Genomic DNA, 23,959 nt, shown 5'->3' on the forward strand with positions numbered 1-23,959 from the left:
TCAGCAAAAACTCCCGGCGTCATAGAACCAGCCGGGAGTTTTTGCTGCGGTAATGTGTTCATTGTGATTCTCTGGAATCTGTAAACTGGGAGCAGCTTACAGAACTTTTCGATTTGAATGCGATGCCCGGGCAAAGCCTTGCCTCGTTACGTCCAATAACGGCGGGAGACGCAGTGCTCGTCAGCAAGCTTATACCCTTTCAGTGGAATCAGCTCCACAGAGCTGGCCGAATCCGGCGAATGGATCATGTGCCCGTCCCCGGCGTAGATGCCGACATGATGGACTCGTCCCTTGCCCTGCTCATAGGCAAAGAACAGCAGATCCCCCGGCTGCAGCTCCTCCGGCGGGATGCTGGCTCCGTGCAGCGCCTGGGCAGAGGCGTCCCTTGGGATGACGATGCCGCAGGCGAGATGCATGGAGTGGGCAAACCCGGAGCAGTCGTAGCCCCAGGCGGACATGCCCCCCCACAAGTAAGGCAGTCCCAGAAAGCGCTTGGCCTGCGCCACGATGGCCTGGCCCTTATTCTGCCCATCCGGATGAACCGCCGGGTATTCCCCTGGCTCAGCCACCACCTGTACGTCTGCCCGTCTGATCCGGGCAAGACCGTGCGGGGTCTGTACAACGACAAAGGAATCCCCACGAGAATTTGCCCCTGCCCCAAAGCCATCTATCGGAACACTCCCTGCTTGGGGAAATGCTCCAGCATCGGGTCCCGCTACCGATTCGGCTTGAAAATCCGTTTCGGCTTGAGCTTCATCGCCGGATTCTACCTCAAGCACCGTACCCCGCTCTTCCTCGGTTGCCAGCGGCAGCCTTGTCAGGAAGCTGATACGCATTTTCGCCGATGAGGACAACAGCTCCAAGTCCGTCATAGGTGCCGTAACGATTACAGAAGCTGAAACAGCAGCGGCGCCGGGAACGCTTCCGCCGCTGTCCAGCAGCCGAAGCGCTTGCTCCTCACTCAATGGCAGCAGCTGCTCCGTCGGAATCCAGCCGGGGTATCCATTCTCATCCTTGGGCGAGAGCTGGCCCGGAATGGCGACCCGGCTCCAGCCGTCCTGCTCTTCGTAGGCAAGGACGGGCGTGCCGTACAGCGCCTGGGTCTGCACACGGTTGCCCGCGCACAGGTCGAGCTTATCCGGTACCGTCATGGCGGCGAGCCATGCCTCGATACCGCTCCCCCGCGCAATCCCCGGATCGTTTTCCATCTCCAACGCATTCCCCGAGTCAGATTGGCCCATGGCCTCCCGCTTGCCACCTCCAGGTTCGCTAGGGGCGAACCCGGCCAGTGCCGGCGCGTCCAGCGCCCGCGGTGAGGACGGGCTGGTCCAGACGGTGGCTACCGGAACGCTGACCACCCGCCATGCCGGGGATACGGCCAGATTGTCTCGATCCGCCATCACCATACCCCCACTTCGTCCGTCGTGCGCACGTCGGTTATGCCCAGACCCGGCGCATCCGAGAAGGTCATCACCCGGCCGTCGTACATTACACCGCCGACGACATCATCCTGATGCAGCATCAACGGCGCGTCGAAGTCGTAGCGGGTGACGTTCTTTTTGCTGGCGGCGAAATGGGCAGCGGCGGTCACTGCCAATCGGGATTCGATCATGCTGCCCACCATGCACTCGACGCCGTATTCTTCAGCCAGCTGGTTAATCAGCTGCGCCTTGTAAATGCCGCCTGCCTTCATCAGCTTGATGTTGATCAGGTCGGCCGCGTGCCGCTGCAGCACCTCCAGCGCCTGCACCGGAGAAAAGACGCTTTCGTCGGCCATAATCAACGTATCCACCGCGGCGGTCACCTGCTGCAGCCCGTAAATATCCCCGGCCCGGACCGGCTGCTCCACCAGTTCGATGTTCAACCCCATGTCCTCCATCTTCCGAATGGAGCGGATCGCCTCCTTGGCCTGCCAGCCCTGATTGGCGTCCAGCCGGATCTTGACGTCGCTGCCGATGCGCTGGCGGATTTCCCGGATGCGGCGGATATCATGCTCGATGTCATCCTTGCCGACCTTGATCTTCAGCACGGTAAATCCCGCCTGAACGTATTGGGCCGCGTCTTCTCCCATTTCCTCAGGCGAGTTGACGCTGACCGTAAAATCCGTTTCGATCCGGTCGCGGTACCCGCCGAGAAATTGGTACAGCGGCATCCGCCCGTGCTGGGCAACCAAGTCGTACACGGCCATGTCGATGGCCGCTTTGGCACTGGTACAGCCGACCATGGCCTGGTGGACCGACTGCAGGATCTGCTCGTAGGCGAGCAGGCTTTGGCCGATCAGAAGCGGCCTGAATGTATGCACAATGGCGGACTGGATCGCCTCAAGGCTGTCGCCTGTGATGACGACAGTGGCCGGCGCCTCGCCCCAGCCCACTTTTCCGTCGTCGGCCGTCATTTTCACCACAATCGATTCGGCTTGATGAACCGTGCGCAGCGCCGTCTTGAACGGTTTGGTCAGCGGCGTGTACTTGCGCAGCACTTCGATATCATGTATTCGCATTTGCCGGTTGCCTCCTCTATATAATGGCTGACTCCAGCGCTTCCACCTTTTTGTCAGCCGTGCTCAGCTCGGCTTCCATCCCGTGCGGAACCGCGACGTTGGGCGAGCCGTGCCCGATCCCGAAGCCCATCAGGGAAGGTCTGCCCGCTTCGGTCACATAGTGTTGGATGACCTCCACTAAGGTAAAGGAGACTGGGCGCTTGACCGGCTCGCAATCGCGGAAGTCGCCCACCAGGATACCGGCCGCCTGCTCCAGCTTGCCCGCCATCCGCAGCTGATTCAGCATACGGTCGATCCGGTATGGCTCCTCTCCGATATCCTCGATAAACAGAAGGCAGCCCCTGGTATCGATCTCGTAAGGTGTACCGAGCGTACTCGTCAGCAAAGTCAGGTTGCCTCCGACGAGCGGGCCCTTGGCTTTGCCTTCCACCAAGATATGCAGCGGGGTGATGTCCCCGGTGTAGCGGAACGGTTCGGGCCGGACCAGTTGGGCGAAGCTCTGCCGGGTCAACGGGTGCACATCCTTGTCTCCCAGGCAAATCATCATCGGCCCATGCACCGTGATCAATCCGGTCATCTTCCAGATGGCGGCGTGCAGGAAGGTGATGTCGCTGTACCCCCACAAAATTTTGGGATGCCGGCGGATCTGATCGTAATCGAGCTTCTCCGCAATCCTGGCGGTGCCATAGCCTCCCCGGGCGCAAACGATGGCCTGAATGCCGGGATCCGCAAACATGGCGTTCAGCTCGGCGGCCCGCTCGGCGTCGGTTCCGGCGAGGTAGCCGTGGCTGCGGTTCAGCGAATCGCCAAACCGGACCTTCAGGCCAAGCTCTTCAAACACTTCGGCCGAACGGCGGATCGCCTCCGCGTCCCCGCGGCTCGCCGGGGCGGTGATGCCCACCGTGTCCCCCGGATTCAACCGGGCCGGCCGGATCGGCCTTCTCCCGGCACCGGCCTGCGCCCCTTCGATGCCCGAATCGGCAGCATGCATGAACGGTCTCAGCCTTCTCATTTCAAATCAGCCCACTTAAAGTCCATGTAGCCGTATGGATGGCGTACCACGTCGACGAGCTTGTCGCTTTGCAGATAAGCGGAATCATAGAAATACATCGGCATGATCGGCGCCTCGTCCATCAGAATTTTTTCGGCCTGGTGCATCAGGTCATAGCGCTTCGCCTCGTCCGTCTCTTGGTAAGCGGCCTGGATCAGCTTGTCGTATTCGGCATTGCTCCAGCCCGTACGGTTGTTCGGACTTTTGCTTTGGAAGATGTCCAGGAAGTTGATCGGATCGGCGAAATCCGGCAGCCAGGACGACCGGGAAAACTGCAGCTGAAGCTGCTTCTGCTCCGCGGTGAGGACTTTGCCTTCTTTGCCCGCGAGCTTGACGTCGACACCCAGGTTTTCCTTGAACATGGCCTGCAGCGTTTCGGCGATTTTCTGATGCAAATCGTTCGTGTTGTAGGTCAGCGTCACTTCGGGCAGCGTGCTGTATCCCGCTTCTTTCATGCCTTCCGCAAGCAGGCTCTTGGCCTGCGCCGCGTCAAATGTAATCAGGTCGCCGCCCACCTCGCGGAAATCGCGTCCGTCCGGCTCCTTGAGTCCGTAGGATACGAAACCCCCGGCCGGCTTTTGCTTCTGCTTGACCACCAGGTCCACGATTTTCTGACGGTCCACCGCTAGCGCAAAGGCTTTGCGGATTTTGGCGTTGTCGAACGGCTTCATGGTCGTATTGAAGCGGTAAAAATACGTACCTGCCGAATCCTGAACGTTCACCTTGCCTTCCGAAAACAGCTGGTCGCTCATATCGGCGGGAACCCCGGCAATGTGCAGCTCGCCGCTTTGGTACAGCTGGTATTCCGTGTTGGAATCGTTGATCATTTTGAACGTGACGCCGTCCAGCTTCACGTTCGCCGCATCCCAATATTTATCGTTCTTCACCATTTTCAGCTCGGAATCGTGATTCCACTGGGAGATGCGGAACGGGCCGTTGCTGACGAACGTATCGGCCTCCGCCGTCCAGTTCGGATTGGACTCCACGGTCTTTTGCGGCACCGGGAAGAAGGCCGGATTCGCCAGCATGCTCAGCAGCCAGGGGGCCGGCTGGGCCAACGTCACTTCCAGCGTCTTGTCGTCAGCGGCTTTGACCTGCACATCGTCCGCCGTCCCTTTGCCGGAGTTAAAAGCCTCCGCTCCTTTGAACACATAGGCCAGCGTCGCGGCCGAAGACGCCGTTTTCGGATCGAGCATTCTTTTCCAGGCAAACTCGAAGTCGCTCGCCTTTACCGGCTCGCCATTGCTCCACTGTACGCCGTCGCGCAGCGTGAACGTGTATTTGAGTCCGTCTTCGGATACCTTCCACTCGGACGCCACGGCCGGCTCCGGAGACTGGTCCTTGCCGAGACGCGTCATGCCCTCCATCGCATTGTTCAAAATGTCATAGGAAACCTGGTCAAAGCCGATCGGCGGATCGAGTGAAGTGGGCTCGCGAACGTTGTTGTACAGGAGGATTTTACTTCCCGTATCTCCTCCACCGCCGCTTGCTCCTTCGGTTCCGCCGCCGCATGCGGCCAGCAGCAGACTGAGCAGCATGCACGTCAGCAGCACCAGTATTAACCTTCTTTTCACAGCCTTGTTCACGACAGCCTTTTCCATGAGACCCTCTCCCTTAATCCCGAATTGGTTGGTTGCTGCAAATACAAGCTATTCCGTTATTCATGAGCTTGCGCTATTCAAGACGCTAATCTATGGTCAAGTCCCACGGCTTGCAGAGCAAACCTGAAGCAGGATCCTGTTCCCGCAAAATGATAAAACTATGCTCTCCATGCCTTATCCCTGGCTGGCCGATGCGGTTTCAACCTGCGCCGGCCCTCGCGGCGGCATCGTTCTGGCCCGGGCGTCCTGCAGCCAGCAAGCTACGGTGTGCTCTCCGTCCAGCTTCACGCTGTCCGGCGGGAACAGGCCGCATACCTCCATCGCGTGAGGACACCGGGCGGCAAACGCACATCCCTTCGGAGGTGCGAACAGGTCCGGCGGCGTGCCCGGGATCGCGTCGAGCTTCGCCCCTCTTGGCCGGTCCAGGCGCGGGATGGAATCGAGCAGCCCCCGCGTATACGGATGCTGCGGATTCCGGAACAGCTCCTTGACCGGTGCGGATTCCACGACCTGACCGGCATACATGACATTGACGCGGTCGGCGATGCTGGCGACGACGCCGAGGTCGTGCGTAATCATGATCAGCGAAGCCTGGGTCGTGCGCTGCAGCATGCGGAACAAATCCAGGATTTGCGCCTGGATCGTGACGTCCAGCGCGGTGGTCGGTTCGTCCGCGATCAGGACGGCGGGACTGCAGATCGCCGCCATCGCGATCATGATCCGCTGCCTCATGCCCCCGCTGAACTGATGCAGGTGCTGCTTCAGCCGGAGCTCCGGGTCGCGGATGCCCACAAACTGCAGCATCTCGACCGCCCGCTTCCTCGCCTCCGTCCGGGACAGCCGCTGGTGGCGGATGACGCCCTCCATCAGCTGCTCCCCGATCGTCATCGTCGGATTCAGCGCGGTCATCGCGTCCTGAAAGATGATCGCGATGTCCGAGCCGCGCACGTCGCGCATCTGCTTTTCGCTCAAACGCGTCAGCTCGCGTCCGTTAAAACGGATGCTGCCCTCCGTAATTTTCGAGTTGTTCTTGGGCAGGAGTCGCATGATGCTGCGGGCGGTGACGCTTTTGCCGCAGCCGGATTCGCCGACGATCGCCAGTGTCTCTCCCCGGTGCAGGCGGAGGCTGACGCCCCTGACGGCCTTCACCTCCCCTCCGTAGGTGGAGAACGAAACATGCAAATTGTCCACTTCGAGCAGCGCGTCGTTGTTCATCTTCCGTTACCTCCTTTGCTTCGGATTAAAGGCGTTCAAGAGTCCATCTCCCAACAGGTTGAAGGCGAGCATCGTCACCGAAATGAAAAAGGCCGGGAAGAACAGCCGCCACCAGTTGCCGGACAGAATGGTCGGCAGGGCATCGTTGGCCATCGTTCCCCAGCTCGCCAGCGGCGGCTGGATGCCGAGACCGAGGAAGCTGAGGAACGCTTCGGCGAAAATGGCCGACGGCACGGAAAACGTCACCTGCACGATGATGACCCCGACGGCGTTGGGAAGCATATGCCTGCGGATGATGTACCATGACCCCGCCCCTAAGGTCCGGGCGGCCAGGACGTACTCCGACGATTTCAGCTGAAGCACCTGCCCGCGGACAATCCGCGCCATCCCGATCCACCCCGTTGCCGTCAAGGCCAGAATAATGGTCAGCAGCCCGGGGCCCATTACGACCATGAGCAGAATGACCACGAGCAGATAAGGTATGCCGTACAGCATATCTACGAAACGCATCATCGCGTTATCGACACGCCCGCCGAAATATCCGGCGATGCCGCCGTAAATGATACCGATGAAAAAATCGATCAAGGCGGCGGCCAAACCGACCGTAAGCGAGATGCGCGAACCGTACAAAATCCGGGCGAAGACGTCCCGCCCAAGGTCATCCGTTCCGAACCAGTGCGCGCCGGACGGAGGCTGGTTCGCGCTGAGCAGATTCTGGCTGGAGTAGCTCTGATCCGTCAGAAGCGGGCCGAACACGGCCAGCAGTGCCAGCAGCACGATCAGGAAGAGTCCGCAGCAGGCCAGCTTGTTGCGGAGCAAGCTGCGGACGGCCTGCTGCCATAACGACTGGCGCGGCCTGACGATCCGCTCCTGTTCTCCGGCCGTTCTGTACATCGGGGTAAACAAATGGTCCGGTACCTGCATGCGTCAGGCCCCCTTTCTATGCAGCTTGATACGGGGATCGATGAATCCGTACACGATATCCACAATAAACATCATGAAGATGAGGAGTGCGCTGTAAAAGACCGTCGTGCCCATGATGACGGCGTAATCCCGGTTGTTGATGCCGTCCACGAAGTATTTCCCCATGCCGGGGATCGCGAAGATTTTCTCGATGACGAAGCTCCCCGTCAGCACGTTGGCCAGCAGCGCGCCGAGCAGCGTCACCACGGGCAGCACCGCATTGCGCAGCGCATGCTTGACGATCATCCTCGCCGGCGACAGCCCTTTGGAGCGAGCCGTCTCCATATAGTCCTGGGTCAGCACCTCAATCAGGTTGGCCCGGGTCAGACGCGCGATCGTGGCGATGGGCCCAACCGAGAGAGCAAAAGCCGGAAGCACGACATGCTTCCACGTTCCCCACGAAGCGACCGGCAGCAGCCCCCATTTGACGGCGACATACTTGATCAGGAGCGGAGCGATAACGAAGCTTGGCACCGCGATGCCGATGACGGCCAGCACCATGGCGATATAGTCGATGATGCCGTTCTGCTTCAGGGCGGCCACCGTACCCAGCGCTATTCCGGCTGCAATCGCCAGCAGAATGGCCGCCGCGCCGAGCTGGAAGGATACCGGGAAGCCGCGGTCGATCATCGTGTTCACCGTTGTCGGGTAATGGGATATCGATGGCCCGAGATCGAAGGTCAGCAGCGATTTGAGATACAGCAAATACTGGACGCCCAGCGGCTTGTCCAGATGGTAGAACGACATCATGTTCTGCACGACCGCTGCGCTTGCTTCCTTCCCGTCGCGGTCAAACGGAGAGCCGGGAATCGAGTGCATCAGGAAAAAGGTGACCGTGACGATCAGCCACAGCGTGACCAGCATGGATAAGAAACGCTTCAAAATGTATTGCGCCATGAATCTCACCCTCTCTTTACTCGGCATATGGTGCATTCTTTCGGGCCCATCTACCTCGGATAAACCTGACAGCGTATTTTCGGAAAACAGGCGGCCTTCGTCAGCAGAAGGATGTTCGCATAGCCAACTCGGTCATGACCAGCATAGCCTGGTACGCTTCAAGAATATCTTTGGCCTGGAACGAGACGACAGGCGATCCCTGTTCGATCGTGGTGCCTGGCATCAGATGGGCCCATTCCGCCTGCCCGTAATTCGCGAATTCGATCGTCAGCTGCGGGCGTTCCGGCGGAACGAGCGGCTTGACGCGGTCTCGGCCGGCAATGGCTTCAGCCATCTTCTGCCGGAGCAGCCGTCCGCTCTTCTCCGGTGACAGGCACAGCGCCGACGTGCGGGAAATACGCTCCTTGACGATCGCCGTCGTCACGCCGGGCAGCAGACTTTCAGCCTCGATAGCCGTCTCGTCGTCACCGGCCACCATCAGTACCGGCACGCCGTAATGTCCCGCCACGTAAGCGTTAAATCCCAATTCGCCTACGGAGACGTCGTTGATATACATGTTCCGGACGCCGAAAATCATCGTATGGCTGAGGACGCCCTTTCGGGCCGCCATCGCGTGATAGCCGAGAAAGACGGCTCCCGCATAACTTCCGTCAAGCCCCTGCATCATCGAAAACGGTTTGACGTCGCCGGAAATCAATTTGCTGTCCGGGTGGAGATTTTCGATGATCAGGTTGTTCATTTTCGAGTGGCTGTCATTGACGATCACCTCGCTGAACCCTTCTTCAAAAGCGGTTTCGATGACGTGATTCGCCTCGGCCGTCATGATATGCTGGCCCCGGGTGTAGTTGTAGCGGCTGGAATCGACGAATGTCGCGTCCACCAGACCGGTTATGCCCTCCATATCAATGGATATGTACAATTTCATCTTCAAGTCCCTCCGATTGTCGTATTTGGGTATTAGAAAAACGTCTATCGACGTAACTTCAAAGAAGACAGACCGCGTTTAAAGGTAATTTTTCTTGCAATATCAGGAAGCTTCGGCTCTGGAGTTAATACTTTCTGATATTATAAGAAAAACGTCGATCGACGTACCTTCACAGAGGACAGACCGCGTTTCAAGGTAATTTTTCTTGCAATATCAGGAAGCTATAGCTCTGGAGTTAATACTTTCTGATATTATAAGAAAACGATCTATCGACGTACCTTCACAGAAGACAGACCGCGTTTAAAGGTAATTTTTCTTGCAATATCAGGAAGCTTCGGCTCTGGGGTTTATACTTTCTGATATTATGAAAAAAACCCGGCAAACGTCATATGCCTGCGCTGCCCGGGCGTGCATATGTCATTTGCTGGGTTTTATTTACGCGTATGTCGCCATACTGATAAACAAAGCAGCGGTATGCAATTGGTGGATCACGGAAAAACACGGTAATGAATCGTTCTGAATAGCTCTGTTCATGAATCCGGCGAAGTTTCCCTCGACGAAAGCGCCGATTTGTACTTCTTCTGCGCATCCTTGAACGCCACGATGATCGCCTTCTGCGAAGAGCCGTAATACCTCGTCCGGATCTCTTCCGCTACCGGCTCAAGGGAAAGCATGCTCTTCCCGAGAAAGATGGAGCGTACAAACTGCGACGTGAGTGGAATCGTGGAGGAACAGGCGGCATCCACGATTTTGTGGCTGACGGTGTCCACGACCAGTCCGATAAAAAAGGCGCTGTACTGCTGGGTTATCGGATTATTCACCGAGGTCTGTGCATCGCCGACGATGTAGATCGTGTCTTTATCGTACAATTGACGCATCCCCCGTCTCCTCGCTCTCCTGCTGAACCCATAGGGATGTTCGATGGGCGGCATCGGACGACCTATAAGCCGCAAGGACAAGCTGGTTTGTTATTTATTCTAACAAGGGATCCACATTTTTGTAAATACCAAGTTCATGCAAGCGCTTAATATTTTTTATTGCGTCAGAAAACATCACATATACTAGCCTTTCATATCTTCAGACCTTGCCGCACTGGCCTTCCCGGCTCGGTTCGTACCCAGCAGCCAAGGCCAGGAACGTCTGGCCAAATGCACCGACAATCCGAACAGCAGCAGCGCATCCACCGCGTGAAGCGCACGCAGCGAACCTGTCACATTTTGAATGGTGATGTGCTGCAGCGCAGTCAAGGCGAACAGCGCGAGCGGCCACCATCTTAGACCACCCCGGATATCCCCCAGGAAGGACAGGACAAACATTACAATAGGAACAAACTCAAAAACGTTCGCAAAGACACGATGCAGCTGCAAGTCGCCGGGATCCACCAAAATGCCGAGGCCGGCGAAAAACACCTGCACAACAACACAAGCGAGGTAACCCGCCGCCAACAATCCGTAAATCCACCTTACGGTTCGGATCCGGACCGGCATCGTTGCAGCTCCTGCATCACCGGAGTTGAACTGCCGCACAGGCTCTGACTTAGGGCCGAATCCTCCTTTTGCTTCATTATCCCCCTGCTTTTCGTTCCTGCCACCCATTCCTTACCGCTCCCTTTCATCTTTTAAAATTGAGTCTCGCTCTGTCCCGCCTTGCTCCCCACGGTTTGAATACCGAAATGATAAATAACCCTGCCAGCGAAACGATCTGCAGAATGATCCCGGTCCACAGCTGTACGTTGTTCACCGTAAATTCCGGGCTGGGGATACCCTGCATTCCCGGCTCGGAGACGTATTGGACCGCTTGCAGCGTCCAGAAATACATGCCGACGGGGCCGAGGATGACCAGAAGCAGCGTCAGGATTTCCTTGACGATGATCCAGTAATATTTGAACAATCCCCACGGCGTCCAGACCGACAGCATGATGCCGGTTACGAGCGTTGCGATCGTGGATACGCGCACTGTTTTTTCGGACAGCCGATGCATGATGCTGTAGCATGCGCGAAATATGCCCTCATCCTCTGTGACGGCTGCCGTAATGCTCAAGAACAAGAAAATAACAGCCGTGCCCAGCATGACGGCCGAAAACAGCAAGTGCAGGGTCAGCAGCCATTTCCGCTGCTTCACCGTCATTTTTTTCATCCGATTCACCTCCTTCTTCAGCATAGATCCTGTTTCTAAACCGGCTCTAAACCGAATCTAAAAAAAGTATAAAAACGCGCTCGGTTCTCCAGGCTTCGAAAACGCAAAAAGACCTTTACCGATAGTAAAGGCCTTCCCAAAACGCGTTATTAGGGTCCATTGCGCATCTTCATCTATACATTAAAGCGGTAACCCACGCCCCAAATCGTCTCGATATATTGCGGCTTGGAGGGGTTCGCTTCGATTTTCTCCCTTAATTTGCTGATATACACCGTGACGGTGGCGTTATCCCCCATCGCATCCAGTCCCCAAATTCGTTCGAACAGATCGTCCTTGCTGAATACCCGGTTCGGGTGGTTGCACAGGAACAGCAGAAGATCATACTCTTTGGAGGTCAGCAGCACTTCCTGTTCGTTCACGAACACCTTGCGGGACAGCTGGTCGATCCGGATTCCCCGCAGCCGCAGCTCGCTCTTCGGCTCCCGCCGGTGCTCCGACGTCAGCCGGTCATAGCGGGACAAATGCGCTTTGACGCGTGCCACAAGCTCGCCTACGCTGAAGGGCTTCGTAATATAATCGTCCGCACCGAGGCCGAGTCCCCGGATTTTATCGATATCCTCCTTGCGGGCGGTCACCATCAGGATCGGAATGTTCCTCGCCTCGCGGACCTGGCGGCAGATTTCGAATCCGTCCACCTTCGGCAGCATCAAATCGAGGATGATCAAATCGTACTCCTCTTCCAGCGCCATCTTCAGGCCGGTATCCCCGCTTGCCGCGACGTCGACGGCATATCCGCCCGCCTCCAAATAATCCTTTTCCACTTCCGCAATGACCAGCTCATCCTCAATGATCAAAATGCGCTTCACGCCCGCTCACCGCCATCTCTTGTCATCTTTGGCAACGCAAAATAAATGCTCGTTCCTTCGCCGGTACGGCTCTCTGCCCAGACTCTGCCTCCCATGCCCTCGACCATTTGCTTAACGATCGCAAGTCCGAGGCCGCTCCCGCCGGTATCCGTATTTCGCGACGGCTCGGCGCGGTAGAAACGGTCGAAAATATGCGGCAGCGCCGCTTCATCAATCCCGGAGCCGTTATCCTTGATCCGGATCACAGCCTCATCCGGCCCGTCGCTCAGGTTTACGGACAGCTCCTTGTCCGCCTTATCCAAATACTTCAGGCTGTTATCGATAATATTCAGGATCACTCTGCGCAGCTTCTCGCGGTCCGCCTTCACCTGAACGTGCTCCCTATCAGGCAGCTCACACTCGATCTTCACGCCGGACATCCGGGGATCGAGCCGCAGCTCCTGAACACAGTCCGTAACATATCCCTTCAGATCGGTCGGCTCCATATGAAAAGGCAGCTTCTTCAGATCCAGCTTCGAGAACAGCAGCAGTTCTTCAATCAGCCGGTCCATATCCTCCGTCTTTTTCGCGATCATCCCCATATACTTATCCCGCATCGCGTCGGTATCGGCAATCCCGTCCTGAAGGCCCTCCACGCAAGCCTTGATGCCGGTAATCGGCGTCTTCAGGTCATGGGAGATGCTCGCGATCAGTTCCTTGCGGTTATCCTCGTACTGCAGCTGAAGGCGGATTGATTCGCTCAGACGGCTTCGCATTTCTTCAAACGCCTCCCCCAGCTCCCCGATCTCATCCTTGCGCTTCAGCGCGATTTCGTGGCTCAGATCCCCGTCCTTGATCTGCTCTGCGGCATGCTTTAATGCATACAGCGGCTTGATCAGGCTCCGGGAGACCGAGTAGGTCAGAAGCCCGTTGGTCAATCCGATGACCAGAAGCAGGGTTAGCATCATCAGCGGGAATAACTTTTTGGCTTCCGCAAAAAATGTGCTCATATCCGTCAAGACGTAGACCGCTCCCGTATGCTGGCCGCTGAACGCGACATCGAATTTCTCCACGGAGAACCGGCCGCTTCCTTTCGCTCCCCAGCGGTGCCAGGACATCGCCGGCTGCCACTTCTGGATTTCCTTCTCCACATCGACGCCGCGGAGCAGATCGGAGGCATATGTGATCCGGCCGTCTTCCGTTACGACGATTCCCGCATCCAATCGGGTCAGCTGTTCGTCCGCTTTGGCTACGAAGGAAGGATCGGCGAACCGATCGGGTTCGGTCTGGATCATAAACTTGAGGCCGGCGGCCATTTCGCCGCGAAGGCTTGCCTTTTCCCAAATGGCAGGGGTGCCGCGGCCTTCCCCGATGTTTTTGAACAATACCGTATACAGCCCTCCGGCAATCACAGCGAACAGAAAGACCGGGATGAAGGTCATCGCAATATAAGAAAGCAAAAGTCTTGTTTTGATGGACATGGGCCAATCTCCTTAGAGCTGTTTTCTCGCGAACATCATGAGTCCCGCCGCATAAGCCATTATAATATAAGACAGCAGCAGGAGAAACGTATTGAGCAATATACCCGCCGGCGCCCCGCTGCCGGTCCACAGCACATCCCAGCGTGTGTAGGAAAAGACGGACCAGGCAGACAGCTGTGGCAGCAGCAAAGGCAGTGCTTTGGCCGCGGCATAGATCAGCACGATGGTCATTAAGGCGCTGGTTCCGGACGAAAACAGCTGCGCAATAAATACGCACACCAGGCCGATGGCCATCATCGGCACAAAGGAAGCGGCGTACGCCTTCAGGCTGTCCGCCATGCCGCCTGCCGTTCCCCCGACCGCCCACGCCGATACGGTTGAGGCGATCCAGAGCACGCCAAGGCATAGGGCGGCAAACACCGCGATGGCGATCACTTTAGACGCGTACGCCCGGGCACGCGTAACGGGCCGCAGCAGAACCAGCTTCATCGTGCGGGCCGCCACCTCCCCGGCAAACGAGTGGGCCGCCGCAGCCGCCATGTAGAGCGGAATGATCGCAAAGGTGAACAAGTGAAGCATGGCCACCGGGAGGCTTCCCTCCAGTCCAAACAGCATGCCCGCCCTCATTTTCAGAAGGCTGGACAGCAGCACAGTAACGACCGGAAGGATCAAAGCCAACAGCAGGAAACCCTTCGTCCGGCGCTGCCGCCAGAGCTTCTCCGTTTCATTCAGCAGATTGGCGTATAAGCTGTGCATCGCGCTCCCCCTCCTTGGACTCCAGCAATTTAAAGGTGACGTATTGTTCCAGCGACAGGCCTGCCCCGTTCCACTCGTCTTCCCTTCCCAGGCTGATCAGATGACCCTCACGCATCACGCCGACGCGGTCCGCGATCAAGCTCAGATCGTGGATCAGGTGGCTGGAAATGAGGAAGGTGATTCCTTGGTCTGCCAGCTGCCGGACCGTGCTGCGAAAATCGGCCATCCCTTCGATATCCAGACCGTTCGTCGGTTCGTCAAGCAGCACCAGCCGCGGAGCGGACAGCAGCGCCGAAGCCAGCCCCAGCCGCTGCTTCATTCCCAGCGAAAAGCCGCGCACCCGTTCATGGCGGTATGGCTTGAGACCGACCTTCTCCAATACTTCGTCAATCCGGTTTGCCGGCAGATCCCTGTAAAACCGTGCCGACAGCTTCAAATTATCGCGGGCGCTCATGTATTCATAAGCTTCCGGGGTCTCAATGATACACCCGGCATGGCTGACGGCCTGTTCAAAACGCTCCGCGATATCATACCCCATGATCCGGACGTTTCCCCGATCCGGTTGGATTAAGCCCGTGATGATTTTGAGCACCGTCGTCTTACCCGCGCCGTTGGGTCCGATGAATCCGAATACTTCGCCCTCCGAGGCGGTAAATGACACATCCTTGACCCCGCGGTGGTTACGGAAAAGCTTGGTGATTCCCTCCACTTCAAGTACGCTGTTCATGCGTTCAATCCCTCCTTCTAAAAAAGGGCGGCCGGACCTTCTCCTGTCCGGCCGCCTTCCTGCTTAGTGACGATGCCAGCCGTTTCGTTCCCAACGGTTATCGACCTTCTCGGTCTGTTTACCCGCGAGATCGACCCGGTCGGGCGTCGTTGCGTCATACCCCGAGAAGCCTGCGTTCAGCTGGAAGGTAAGCACATGCGCTGCTCCTGCCGCATCCTTCCCCGTAACCCGGATTTCCGCCGATTGGTTTTCCAAGGCAGCGTTTTTGCCGATTTTGGCATCCAGATCGACCTGCTCCACCTTGATCTCATCCGTCAGCTTCGGCAGATTCACCTTCCATTCCGAATTTCCGGCCGGCAGATGACCCTGAACCGCCGCACCGTGATTCCAGCCATCCGCGCTGCCGGCCTTGGAAGCGATGAGTGAGCCTACGGCATTCACCACGGCCGGAATCTGGCTGCCCGATAAATGGAGCTCCGCCTCCTTCGTACCGTCGCTGCCCGTCTCCACTGTCGCCAAATCCTTGATGTTCCCCATCAGCGCTTCCATTACCTGCTCCGCGGCTTGCGGCATTTGGGCCGCTTTACCGTCATGCTGCCACTCTGGCGCCTGGTCCATCACCCGATATACTTCCGAATCACTGCTCTTTAGAATCATCTTGCCGTCCTGTCTGTAAGTCTGCATCGTATGTGTCCGTGTACCGTCGTTTACCACCGCCGTCATGCTCATCGCCTGCTTGGCGTGATTGATCTTCATGTCCGCCGTACCGGACAGCACCTCCGTACCGTTATCGCTCAAACTCCATACGACATGGGAAGCCATGCTGTCAGCGCCCTTCGTATGCGTAAACGCTGATTTGTAAGCTTCATATCCGGATGTGTTCGCCATGACGGAATACCCGCTTGCGAACAGCATAACCGCGCCCAGCCCGACAACCGCTCCAGCCGACAACCATTTTTTTCTCATCATATCCTCCAATGTTTCAAGAATTAGAAAGCCCAGGTCCCGGGATGGCAGCTGCCGTCCGCCTTCGGAGCGGACTCGCCCTGGCCCTCTAATCACCATCTTATCCCCCGTCTCTAAAACGCCTCTAAACCAAATCTAAAAAAAGTATAAAAATGCTCCCGGTCACCGCTGTCCCGGCACGATGCGGGAAAACCTTCCCGGCCGGGCGTCCGTACGTTTCCAAACGCCTGCGTACCGCATTAAGCTGTATCATCGGTTATTTATGGCCAGATTCTATGAACGATGGAGGGAGTGCGCTGCGATGAACCGGCAAGTCATTATCAATGCGGACGATTTTGGCCTGTCACCTGCCGTGAACCGCGGCATTATTGAGGCATACCGGGCCGGTGGAATCACCAGCACCTCGATGATGGTCAATATGCCCGGTTTGGCGGACGCTGTGCATGCAGCACGCTCGCTGCCCGGTCTCGGCGTCGGGCTGCATTTTAACCTGACATATGGACGGCCCTTGTCGGACCCGGCTGCCGTCCCTTCGCTGGTGAGAGAGAATGGGGTATTTCTTGACGGTAAAATCAGACGCAGCCGGAATGCCGCCGATGTTGCCGCCGAACTGGATGCCCAGTGGAACCGGTTCCTGGAGACGTCCCTGTTCCCCACACACCTGGATTCACATCAGCTGCTGCATCAGGACGACCCTGTGATCTACCGAGTGATGGCTGAGCTGGCGTGCAGGCACCGGATCCCGCTCCGGAGATCGCAGATTGAACATCCTCATCTTTCCCCGCCTGCTCTGAAGATGACAGACCGGGTCCTCCTGGACACCTATGGCGACAGCGAAGGCCTGCAGCGGCTGCTGCGCTATATCCGCTCTGCTCCGGATGGGATTACCGAGATTATGTGTCATCCCGGTTACGTGGATGACGTACTGCGGGGCTTGTCCGAATGGACAGAGATCCGGGAGCGCGAGCTTCGGGTATTTACCAATCCCGAAATTGCTTGGACGATGCAAGCCTGTTCCATTGAACCGGTGAATTTTAACGCCGTGAGGGAGCGCCCCGTTTTATCCGATGACGGAGTTTCATCCGCAGCCCCGCTTAAAAAAACCGCCGTCCCGCGAAGCTCTTTAGCGAAAAGGAGATCGCGGTCGTCGATCAAGCAAACCGGCAGGCATGCAAACCATAAGCGCCGGCGCAGGCTTCCCGGGTCCCCTTCCGGGAAGCCTACCCTGCCGTAACATGCCGAAAGCCCTCCATGTGGAGGGCTTTCCATCGCATGATAAACCTCAGGGAATGTGCAAAAGGATTCAGCAGTTCATTTCTGCATTCTCTTGGAATGCCTCACGGCTGCGGGTGGACGTCCACCGTCACAAACGCATCGTTGCCTGCGCTGAAGGTCAGCCGGAGCGGCTGCGGTCCGTCGGGAATCTGCGACAGATAAGCCTTTTGCAGCACAAGGGCAGATCCTTCAAGTGTGTAATCCGTCCCTTTACGTAACTTCCCGGATTCATCCTGGACCGATACCAGCCGGTTGCCGTTCAGGCTCATCTGAAATTCAGCCTGGTCTCCGCCCCGGACGTAAGCCGCGGTCGCTGCCGATACAGCCGACTGCGCCGGAGGCAGGCCTGATGCCTGAAGCCCCATTTCGCTGAATGGAATGCTTTTAAGCTCCGGAATCCGACTGAGCGTCTCGGCATTCCGCTTCAGCTGCAGGCCGCCTGCCGTTCCGTCCACCGGAACCAGTTCAGTCAGCTTGCCAACTGAGATGTTGTTCTCAAATGTCCCCAGTGCCATGTTCTGCTCGACCTCTCCCGTGATTGGCCCACTGCCCACAAAAACATTATTCCGCACCACGTTCCGCTTCGGAAGGAGCGGCTCATCGTTCAAGATGTCCGGGAGCGTCGGGTAGCGTTTGCTCCAGATCTCGCCTTGATAAGGGACCTGATCGAACTTGCCCATCAGCGAGTCGTAATTCTTTTCTCCCGGCTTATAGTTCCGCGCCATAAATGCAATCGCATTTCCGGCGTTGATGACAAGGTTGTTTTCAACGACGTTTTCCCGCCCATTGGCCAGCTTGAACGCCTGCTTGCCGATATCGGCGATGACGTTGCCGCGCATTTCCACACCGCTCATATAGTCGTCCAGATAAATGGCCGCGGTGGACACCCGCAGATTGCTGGCCTTGATGTCGTGGATGTAATTGTAATTGATGGCATTGCCGCGCCATACAAAGCTTCTGCCCGAGTAGATGGCTGAGGCGTCGGCCGTTTCCTTGACCACGTCGTAAATCTCATTGTACGCGATCGTATGGTCGTTCCCCCGGAACTGAATGGCAAAATGGGGAGCATTATGCATCTTGTTATGCGTCACGCGGTTGCCGACCCCGTTGATTTCCACGGCCGAGGCGTACGTCAATTTGATCCGCGCATAGTTGCTGATGTCGTTGTTGTCCGCGTAATTCCCGGCAGCCGTCAACGTGGCGGCATCTCCCCCGTTCAGGATGACGCCCCCGTTCCCCATGCTGTAAATGCTGCAGCCGGATACGCCGTTATTTTGCCCGCCGTCGATTTTGACTGCGTAGCCGCCCATTTTGCTGATTTCCATATGAGAGATGAGGTTGCTGCCGCCGCCGGTCATCGTGATCGCGTTGCCCCGGCTTACTTCCAGAGTCATCCCTTTTAACGTCACGTTCGATACGTGATCCATCCGGATCATATCCTGCGTGAAAGCGGACAGCTGGATTTTGATGCTATTCAGCGGGGCCGGCGGATACAAGTACAGCATGCCGATCTCCCGGTTCAAATACCACTCACCCGGGCGGTCGAGCTCTTCGAGGACGTTGTAGAAATAGAAACGCTGTCCGGCTTTCATCGCATAGCTGCTGCCCTTGAACGTTTCGATCCGCTTCTGCGCCTGGTCGATCAATTTGATCTGCAGGTCGTTGGTGAACCAGTCATTCCCCCAATACCCAAGCATCCAGGCATCCCGGAACGACTGCCAGGCATGCGGCATCTCATCCTTGAACGTAAAGGTGTAGCCCTTGCCGGCCGCTTCGTCCGCTTTGCCGACGACCTGATCGACTGTTGTGAAACCCGCGTTCGGCCACCGCGCCAGCGTCATGGCATTGCCGTTCACCCATAATTCCGGGGCGACGGCCAGATTGTTCCCCAGCTCACCGTAATCCGTAATGCCAAGGGACTTCAGGTCCAGCTGGACGATTTTGCCCCGGCCCTCCTGCGGAATTCTGCCCAGCACCTCAGGATCGGATACCGGGCGGAACTGCGACGGATTCAGCGTATCCCCGCCGACGAGGCTCACCTTCTCACCATTGTAGGCCTGGTACGTAATCGGCCCATCCGTCGTGCCCGAATCCTGCTCGTTCAGCTCAAACGTCTGGCTGAGACGGTACTCTCCGCCGCGGATCAGGACAGAAGCCCCGCCTGCGGGGAGCGTGTGATTCCGGATCATTCCGCGGATGACATCCCTGGCTTTTTCCAGTGTCGCAAAAGGCTTCTGCTTCGATCCGTCATTGGCATCGCTGCCATTTTTGGCCACATACAGCATGGCCGGATGCTTCGCAGGAGCAGGGGCAGCTGCTGTATGTACCAAAGGAACAGACACGCCGCTGCCGAACATCACGCCAATCGCCATCAACATTTTCAAGCCGGCGACCATTCTCATGAACTCCACCTCACATTTGCCCGGATTCCGCCGGTTGCCGGCGGTTCTCCTCATCATACAGCGCTTACAAGAGGAGCCGAAAGGGATCAGCCTAACCTGAATTGTTCTCAAACAAACAACTTGGTTCGGGCACGTCAGACTGTCCTGCAGGCATGAGGTCGGCATGGCCGTTCATCAGCAGATTCCGGTATTCGGTAGGGGAAGCGCCGTACTTTTTTTTGAAGGCCGCGGAGAAGTGGGACAAGTCCTTAAAGCCGCTCAGGCCGGCGATTTTGGTAATCGCCAAATCGTGCGTCTCCAGCAGCTGCTGCGCATGCTCCAGCCTTCGCTCCTGAATATAGCGCATCGGCGTCATGCCGAGGTGCCTTTTGAACATCCGGATAAAGTAGTTGGGGTGGAAATGCGCCTGGCGGGACAGCTCGTCGATCGTAAGCTCCCCCGACAGATGCTGGTCGATAAAATGGAGCGTCTCCATCAGTTCCCTTGGCGAGACGGAGGCGTATTTCGCCCGCTGAAACCGCAGGGCCCGTTCCATAAAGAAGGCGATGATCGCCAGCAGTGCGGATTGAATCCGGAGAGGCCCGGCGGGTCCAGGATTCGCCCGGTGCTCTACCAGCTCTTGGAAGCTGCTGCTCAGATCGGCGGAATCCCCTGCCCAAACGGCATGCGGAAGGCCGTACAAATGGAACAACCGCCTCAAAGGGACATTAGACCGAAAATGGCACCAATACTTCGTATACGGCGGTCCGGCGGTCACCGAATACGATTGTTCCAATCCGCCCGGGATCAGCACCAGCTCCCCCGGCTTGGGCCGAAGCTGCTTGCGGCCGACCTGAAGCCACCCTTCCCCGTCGCATATGTAATACAGCTTGTCGTACGTTGGGGTAAACCGGAGCCGCTGCCAACCGGCATGGCAGACGGACCTCTTGGCAAGGAGCAGCTGAACGCGCAGCTGGGCCAGCTGCCGGCTCATGAATTGCTGGTGATTCGGATCCATGCTCATCCCCCTTCATCCGTAGGTTTAAGGTTCGTTTAATAGCATAAACCCGCTTCTGGGGACGATACAGGTGTTTTGTTATGGATTTAGAAGGAACGGCAAAAAAGGAGAAGAAAGCATCTTCTTCTCCTAAGCCCATGGCGGTGAACCGAACGAATCGGCAGTAGATATCCTGCAATGAAACGGCTGCAAACGGTGGAAGGTACTATCAGTGCGCAAATGGCAGTCAAGCCTAGCGGTGTGCAATGACGACTAATCTTCGTGGACTGCCTTGGCGAGGTTTTGAGCCGCGTACCGGTTGGCCGGGACAGGCAGTCCGAGATTCCCGCGCAGCGTATCGCTTTCGTACTCCGTCCGGTACAGCCCCCGCGCTTGAAGGATCGGCACCACGAGATCGACGAAATCGGCCAATCCGTTCGGTACGACGGTTCGGACATTGAAGCCGTCGGCCGCCCCTTCTTCAAACCATTCCTGAATCAGGTCGGCGACCCGCTCCGGCGTACCGATAAACGAGGTGCGCGGGGTCGAAGCCCGCAGCGCCACTTCGCGGAGCGTGAGCCCCTGCTCCCTGGCTTCTAGCTTGATTTTGTCCGTCGTGCTGCGGAAGCTGTTGCTGCCCAAATCGCCGATGTCCGGGAACGGCTCGTCCAAGGGGAATTGCGAAAAGTCGAAATGGTCGAAATAACGTCCCAAGTAATTCAGCGCCTGATCGATCGAAACGAGCTCCGCAATCTCGCGGTATTTCCGCTCCGCCTCCTCCTCAGTGCGGCCGACGATCGGCCCGATTCCCGGGAAGATCAGCAGCTCCTCCGGCTTGCGGCCGTACGATGCGGCTCGCCCTTTGACGTCCTGGTAGAAAGCGCGTGCCTCCTCCAGCGTCTCGTGCGCGGTATAAATCGCATCCGCTGTGCGGGCCGCCAAATCCCTGCCGGACTCGGAGGATCCGGCTTGAAAGATGACCGGATGCCCCTGCTTTGACCGTGCGATGTTGAGCGGCCCCTGCACGGAAAAGTGCTTGCCTTGATGGTGCAGCGTATGCAGCTTGGACGGGTCGAAAAATACCCCTGCCGCCTTATCCCCGACAAACGCGTCATCCTCCCAGGAATCCCACAGCCCTTTGACGACCTCCACATGTTCCTCGGCGATTTCGTACCGCAGGGAATGCTGGGGGTGCTCTCCCTTGCCGAAATTGAGCGCAGAGCCCTCCAGCGGCGAGGTGACCACATTCCAACCCGCTCTACCCCCGCTTAATTTATCGATGGAAGCGAACTGCCGGGCTACGGTAAACGGCTCGCTGTAGGACGTGGACAGGGTGGCTACGAGGCCGATATTCGTCGTCACGGCCGACAGGGCGGACAACAGGGTCAGCGGCTCGAACCGGTTCAGAAAATGAGGATTGGATTTCTCGTTAATGTACAAACCGTCTGCGATGAACAGCAAATCGAATTTCCCCTCTTCCGCCTTCAGCGCCTGCTGCTTGTAAAACTCCAGGCTTACGCTCGCATCGGTGGGGATAGAGGGATGCCTCCAGAAAGAAATGCTGTTGCCGACACCATTGAGATTTGCACCCAGCTTTAATTGCCTTTTGGTCATCGTACAGCCTCCTCCGGCCGGCTGAGGACCAGCTCGCCTTCGATCGCCTGGGGATCGCGGAGCAAATTGAAAATCGGGCAGACCCGTTCGACAGCCTCGTGCAGCGCCTGCAGCGTCTCCTCGCTTTCGTCCGATTCAATGATCAGCCGGTAGCGGATGTCATGCGGGTAGATAGGAATATGCTCGTATCCGGGTCTTCCCGCCAGCGGATGCATCTGCGCCTCCACTTCAACTTCCAGGCTGTGCAGGGACACCTCGCGTTCCGCGGCTTGAATGAGCGTAATATGCGTCAGGCAGCTGCCGAGCACGCCGAGCTGAAGCTCAGGTGACGAAGGCCCCAGGTCATAGCCGGCGAAGTCAGGCGGACTGTCGCTGATCACCCGGTAATCCCGGATCCGGATTTCGCGCACCCCGCTTCTTCCCTTGGCCGACACTTTGGCACGCAGCGTGTTGACGGCCTGCGCCGGCTCCGCTTCGGCCTTTGCTCGCCGGAGCAGCAGCGCATTCCTCTTTTGCTTCAAATACTCATTCAGATCAGCCATATTGGACTTCGCCTCCCACTGATTTTTTCCGCCATGCCACCAACGGAATTTTCTATAAATCCTATAAGAAAAGTAGTAATTATAAATATAGGGGAACTCCAGCGGCTTGTGTAATAGAAAAATCCAATTCGCGCATGCAAAATTTAAATCCAAACAAAAAAAGGCCGCCGAAAACGACGACCCAATGATCTAGCCTATTTGGGATAAACCTTAATTTTAGAGCAATAGCTTTCTCAGGGTGTTCACCCGCCATGCTCGGCCTAAAGTGCGTATTCCTTCAAAAGCTTTTCCGTCGTTTCGGCATCCGGCTTCTCTTCAACACCCGTATGCTGCGCCTTCCAGCAGGCCAGGCATTGCTCTTCGGTCGTGCACTCGTAAGCTTTCGGACAAGTATAGCAGCAGTGGATCATAAACGTCGTCAGGTCGCGGAGTCGATTGATCTCGGTCATCACCGTTCACCTCTTCTCGTGATAGGACTGCTCATCCAGGTCATGATGCGAAAGACTGCCAGAGTTGTGAAACACTTCACATCATCGGGCGGAAGAGGCCGGGCCTCCAAAGTTACAATGCTTGAAAGTCCGGCATACCATGCTCTTTTCGGCTTCCCCCTGCAGTTTCATTATATATCCGAACATGAGCTGAAACTGTGACCTATTTTACACTTGCGGCGATCAAACGCTATTTTTCGAAAAATAACCGGATTTCCCTGCGCGCGTGCTCCGGCGAATCGGATCCGTGGATGACATTCTCTTCAACGGCCAGCCCGAAGTCGCCGCGGATCGTGCCGGGAGGCGCCTCAGCCGGATTGGTGGGACCGATGAGGGAACGCGCGTTAGCCACCGCTTCCTTCCCTTCCACGATCATGGCAAAAACCGGTCCGGACGTAATGTAATCGACCAGTTCTTCAAAGAATGGCTTGTCCTGAAGATGGCCGTAATGCACGCGCGCCGTTTCCCGGGAAATTTCCATGATTTCGCCGCGCAGCAGACGGAGTCCCTTCTTCTCAAAGCGGCTGACGATTTCGCCGACCAGCCCCCGCCGGACGCCGTCGGGTTTAATCATGACGAATGCTTTTTCGCTCATCGTT

General features: G+C 57.2%; 23 protein-coding genes. 1 reads left to right on the forward strand and 22 read right to left on the reverse strand.

Annotation, left to right across the window (positions count from 1 at the left end):
• Positions 1–146: 146 nt before the first annotated feature.
• The 16 genes from C7820_RS33845 to C7820_RS14250 all read right to left on the reverse strand — a co-directional run bounded on the left by C7820_RS33845 (position 147) and on the right by C7820_RS14250 (position 16,063).
• Positions 147–1,400: a C40 family peptidase gene (locus tag C7820_RS33845; protein WP_258875232.1), complete on the reverse strand. Its 1,254-nt coding sequence runs from the start codon at positions 1,398–1,400 to the stop codon at positions 147–149.
• The gene (locus C7820_RS14180; protein ID WP_116231416.1) at positions 1,400–2,500 is read right to left on the reverse strand and encodes a mandelate racemase/muconate lactonizing enzyme family protein; all 1,101 of its coding nucleotides are present in this window, start codon (positions 2,498–2,500) and stop codon (positions 1,400–1,402) included. Before C7820_RS14180 ends, C7820_RS33845 begins: the two co-directional genes overlap by 1 nt.
• Before the next feature lie 16 nt (positions 2,501–2,516).
• Positions 2,517–3,491: a S66 peptidase family protein gene (locus C7820_RS14185; protein ID WP_116231417.1), complete on the reverse strand. Its 975-nt coding sequence runs from the start codon at positions 3,489–3,491 to the stop codon at positions 2,517–2,519.
• 17 nt (positions 3,492–3,508) lie between these two features.
• Positions 3,509–5,089, reverse strand: coding sequence for a peptide ABC transporter substrate-binding protein (locus tag C7820_RS14190; RefSeq protein ID WP_397334163.1), 1,581 nt, complete (start codon positions 5,087–5,089; stop codon positions 3,509–3,511).
• 237 nt (positions 5,090–5,326) lie between these two features.
• A complete protein-coding gene (locus tag C7820_RS14195; protein ID WP_116231418.1) occupies positions 5,327–6,367 on the reverse strand; it encodes an ABC transporter ATP-binding protein in 1,041 nt (346 codons plus the stop codon).
• A gap of 6 nt (positions 6,368–6,373) precedes the next feature.
• Positions 6,374–7,291 (reverse strand): ABC transporter permease, encoded by a 918-nt coding sequence (locus C7820_RS14200; protein ID WP_116231419.1) that lies wholly within the window; start codon positions 7,289–7,291, stop codon positions 6,374–6,376.
• A gap of 3 nt (positions 7,292–7,294) precedes the next feature.
• Positions 7,295–8,227, reverse strand: a complete 933-nt coding sequence (locus C7820_RS14205; RefSeq protein WP_076168749.1) for an ABC transporter permease — start codon at positions 8,225–8,227, stop codon at positions 7,295–7,297.
• Positions 8,228–8,327: 100 nt separating this feature from the next.
• On the reverse strand, positions 8,328–9,152 hold the full coding sequence (locus C7820_RS14210) for a M55 family metallopeptidase (RefSeq protein WP_116231420.1): 825 nt from the start codon (positions 9,150–9,152) through the stop codon (positions 8,328–8,330).
• Positions 9,153–9,682: 530 nt separating this feature from the next.
• A complete protein-coding gene (locus C7820_RS14215; RefSeq protein ID WP_076169587.1) occupies positions 9,683–10,021 on the reverse strand; it encodes a DUF3870 domain-containing protein in 339 nt (112 codons plus the stop codon).
• 192 nt (positions 10,022–10,213) lie between these two features.
• Positions 10,214–10,747 (reverse strand): DUF6220 domain-containing protein, encoded by a 534-nt coding sequence (locus C7820_RS14220; RefSeq protein ID WP_116231421.1) that lies wholly within the window; start codon positions 10,745–10,747, stop codon positions 10,214–10,216.
• A 16-nt stretch (positions 10,748–10,763) separates the two neighbouring features.
• The gene (locus tag C7820_RS14225) at positions 10,764–11,288 is read right to left on the reverse strand and encodes a DUF2269 family protein (RefSeq protein WP_116231422.1); all 525 of its coding nucleotides are present in this window, start codon (positions 11,286–11,288) and stop codon (positions 10,764–10,766) included.
• Positions 11,289–11,461: 173 nt separating this feature from the next.
• Entirely contained in the window at positions 11,462–12,154 is a 693-nt protein-coding gene (locus tag C7820_RS14230; protein ID WP_116231423.1) for a response regulator transcription factor, read from the reverse strand.
• A complete protein-coding gene (locus tag C7820_RS14235; protein ID WP_116231424.1) occupies positions 12,151–13,614 on the reverse strand; it encodes a sensor histidine kinase in 1,464 nt (487 codons plus the stop codon). The genes C7820_RS14230 and C7820_RS14235 overlap by 4 nt, the downstream gene beginning before the upstream one ends.
• A gap of 12 nt (positions 13,615–13,626) precedes the next feature.
• A complete protein-coding gene (locus C7820_RS14240) occupies positions 13,627–14,370 on the reverse strand; it encodes an ABC transporter permease (RefSeq protein ID WP_116231425.1) in 744 nt (247 codons plus the stop codon).
• The gene (locus C7820_RS14245) at positions 14,339–15,097 is read right to left on the reverse strand and encodes an ABC transporter ATP-binding protein (RefSeq protein WP_116231426.1); all 759 of its coding nucleotides are present in this window, start codon (positions 15,095–15,097) and stop codon (positions 14,339–14,341) included. Before C7820_RS14245 ends, C7820_RS14240 begins: the two co-directional genes overlap by 32 nt.
• Before the next feature lie 63 nt (positions 15,098–15,160).
• Positions 15,161–16,063: a hypothetical protein gene (locus tag C7820_RS14250; RefSeq protein WP_116231427.1), complete on the reverse strand. Its 903-nt coding sequence runs from the start codon at positions 16,061–16,063 to the stop codon at positions 15,161–15,163.
• Between the two features lie 301 nt (positions 16,064–16,364).
• On the opposite strand from C7820_RS14250, the gene C7820_RS14255 reads away from it, so the two are divergent.
• Positions 16,365–17,297: a carbohydrate deacetylase gene (locus tag C7820_RS14255; protein ID WP_181909028.1), complete on the forward strand. Its 933-nt coding sequence runs from the start codon at positions 16,365–16,367 to the stop codon at positions 17,295–17,297.
• 103 nt (positions 17,298–17,400) lie between these two features.
• Here the strand turns inward: C7820_RS14255 and C7820_RS14260 are convergent, their stop codons facing one another.
• The 6 genes from C7820_RS14260 to ndk all read right to left on the reverse strand — a co-directional run bounded on the left by C7820_RS14260 (position 17,401) and on the right by ndk (position 23,955).
• Positions 17,401–19,740 (reverse strand): X2-like carbohydrate binding domain-containing protein, encoded by a 2,340-nt coding sequence (locus C7820_RS14260; protein ID WP_181909029.1) that lies wholly within the window; start codon positions 19,738–19,740, stop codon positions 17,401–17,403.
• A 91-nt stretch (positions 19,741–19,831) separates the two neighbouring features.
• The gene (locus tag C7820_RS14265; protein WP_181909030.1) at positions 19,832–20,737 is read right to left on the reverse strand and encodes an AraC family transcriptional regulator; all 906 of its coding nucleotides are present in this window, start codon (positions 20,735–20,737) and stop codon (positions 19,832–19,834) included.
• Between the two features lie 252 nt (positions 20,738–20,989).
• Positions 20,990–22,330, reverse strand: a complete 1,341-nt coding sequence (locus tag C7820_RS14270; RefSeq protein ID WP_116231431.1) for an LLM class flavin-dependent oxidoreductase — start codon at positions 22,328–22,330, stop codon at positions 20,990–20,992.
• Positions 22,327–22,872: an OsmC family protein gene (locus C7820_RS14275; RefSeq protein ID WP_076168781.1), complete on the reverse strand. Its 546-nt coding sequence runs from the start codon at positions 22,870–22,872 to the stop codon at positions 22,327–22,329. Before C7820_RS14275 ends, C7820_RS14270 begins: the two co-directional genes overlap by 4 nt.
• 260 nt (positions 22,873–23,132) lie before the next feature.
• Positions 23,133–23,321 carry a hypothetical protein gene (locus C7820_RS14280; protein ID WP_116231432.1) on the reverse strand — a complete coding sequence of 63 codons (189 nt, stop codon included), beginning with the start codon at positions 23,319–23,321 and terminating at the stop codon, positions 23,133–23,135.
• Between the two features lie 229 nt (positions 23,322–23,550).
• Positions 23,551–23,955, reverse strand: a complete 405-nt coding sequence (ndk, locus tag C7820_RS14285; protein ID WP_089546359.1) for a nucleoside-diphosphate kinase — start codon at positions 23,953–23,955, stop codon at positions 23,551–23,553.
• Positions 23,956–23,959: the final 4 nt, after the last annotated feature.

The sequence above is a fragment of the Paenibacillus sp. VMFN-D1 genome (genome assembly GCF_003386155.1).
In the GTDB taxonomy this organism is placed as follows: Bacteria; Bacillota; Bacilli; order Paenibacillales; family Paenibacillaceae; genus Paenibacillus_AQ; species Paenibacillus_AQ favisporus.

What these genes read in the sequence shown, in the direction of transcription:
- C7820_RS33845 (WP_258875232.1), bottom strand. Translation starts at nt 1,400, where the DNA reads ATGGCGGATCGAGACAATCTGGCCGTATCCCCGGCATGGCGGGTGGTC.
- C7820_RS14180 (WP_116231416.1), bottom strand. Translation starts at nt 2,500, where the DNA reads ATGCGAATACATGATATCGAAGTGCTGCGCAAGTACACGCCGCTGACC.
- C7820_RS14185 (WP_116231417.1), bottom strand. Translation starts at nt 3,491, where the DNA reads ATGCATGCTGCCGATTCGGGCATCGAAGGGGCGCAGGCCGGTGCCGGG.
- C7820_RS14190 (WP_397334163.1), bottom strand. Translation starts at nt 5,089, where the DNA reads ATGCTGCTCAGTCTGCTGCTGGCCGCATGCGGCGGCGGAACCGAAGGA.
- C7820_RS14195 (WP_116231418.1), bottom strand. Translation starts at nt 6,367, where the DNA reads ATGAACAACGACGCGCTGCTCGAAGTGGACAATTTGCATGTTTCGTTC.
- C7820_RS14200 (WP_116231419.1), bottom strand. Translation starts at nt 7,291, where the DNA reads ATGCAGGTACCGGACCATTTGTTTACCCCGATGTACAGAACGGCCGGA.
- C7820_RS14205 (WP_076168749.1), bottom strand. Translation starts at nt 8,227, where the DNA reads ATGGCGCAATACATTTTGAAGCGTTTCTTATCCATGCTGGTCACGCTG.
- C7820_RS14210 (WP_116231420.1), bottom strand. Translation starts at nt 9,152, where the DNA reads ATGAAATTGTACATATCCATTGATATGGAGGGCATAACCGGTCTGGTG.
- C7820_RS14220 (WP_116231421.1), bottom strand. Translation starts at nt 10,747, where the DNA reads ATGGGTGGCAGGAACGAAAAGCAGGGGGATAATGAAGCAAAAGGAGGA.
- C7820_RS14225 (WP_116231422.1), bottom strand. Translation starts at nt 11,288, where the DNA reads ATGAAAAAAATGACGGTGAAGCAGCGGAAATGGCTGCTGACCCTGCAC.
- C7820_RS14235 (WP_116231424.1), bottom strand. Translation starts at nt 13,614, where the DNA reads ATGTCCATCAAAACAAGACTTTTGCTTTCTTATATTGCGATGACCTTC.
- C7820_RS14240 (WP_116231425.1), bottom strand. Translation starts at nt 14,370, where the DNA reads ATGCACAGCTTATACGCCAATCTGCTGAATGAAACGGAGAAGCTCTGG.
- C7820_RS14245 (WP_116231426.1), bottom strand. Translation starts at nt 15,097, where the DNA reads ATGAACAGCGTACTTGAAGTGGAGGGAATCACCAAGCTTTTCCGTAAC.
- C7820_RS14250 (WP_116231427.1), bottom strand. Translation starts at nt 16,063, where the DNA reads ATGAGAAAAAAATGGTTGTCGGCTGGAGCGGTTGTCGGGCTGGGCGCG.
- C7820_RS14255 (WP_181909028.1), top strand. Translation starts at nt 16,365, where the DNA reads ATGAACCGGCAAGTCATTATCAATGCGGACGATTTTGGCCTGTCACCT.
- C7820_RS14260 (WP_181909029.1), bottom strand. Translation starts at nt 19,740, where the DNA reads ATGAGAATGGTCGCCGGCTTGAAAATGTTGATGGCGATTGGCGTGATG.
- C7820_RS14265 (WP_181909030.1), bottom strand. Translation starts at nt 20,737, where the DNA reads ATGGATCCGAATCACCAGCAATTCATGAGCCGGCAGCTGGCCCAGCTG.
- C7820_RS14270 (WP_116231431.1), bottom strand. Translation starts at nt 22,330, where the DNA reads ATGACCAAAAGGCAATTAAAGCTGGGTGCAAATCTCAATGGTGTCGGC.
- C7820_RS14275 (WP_076168781.1), bottom strand. Translation starts at nt 22,872, where the DNA reads ATGGCTGATCTGAATGAGTATTTGAAGCAAAAGAGGAATGCGCTGCTG.
- C7820_RS14280 (WP_116231432.1), bottom strand. Translation starts at nt 23,321, where the DNA reads ATGACCGAGATCAATCGACTCCGCGACCTGACGACGTTTATGATCCAC.
- ndk (WP_089546359.1), bottom strand. Translation starts at nt 23,955, where the DNA reads ATGAGCGAAAAAGCATTCGTCATGATTAAACCCGACGGCGTCCGGCGG.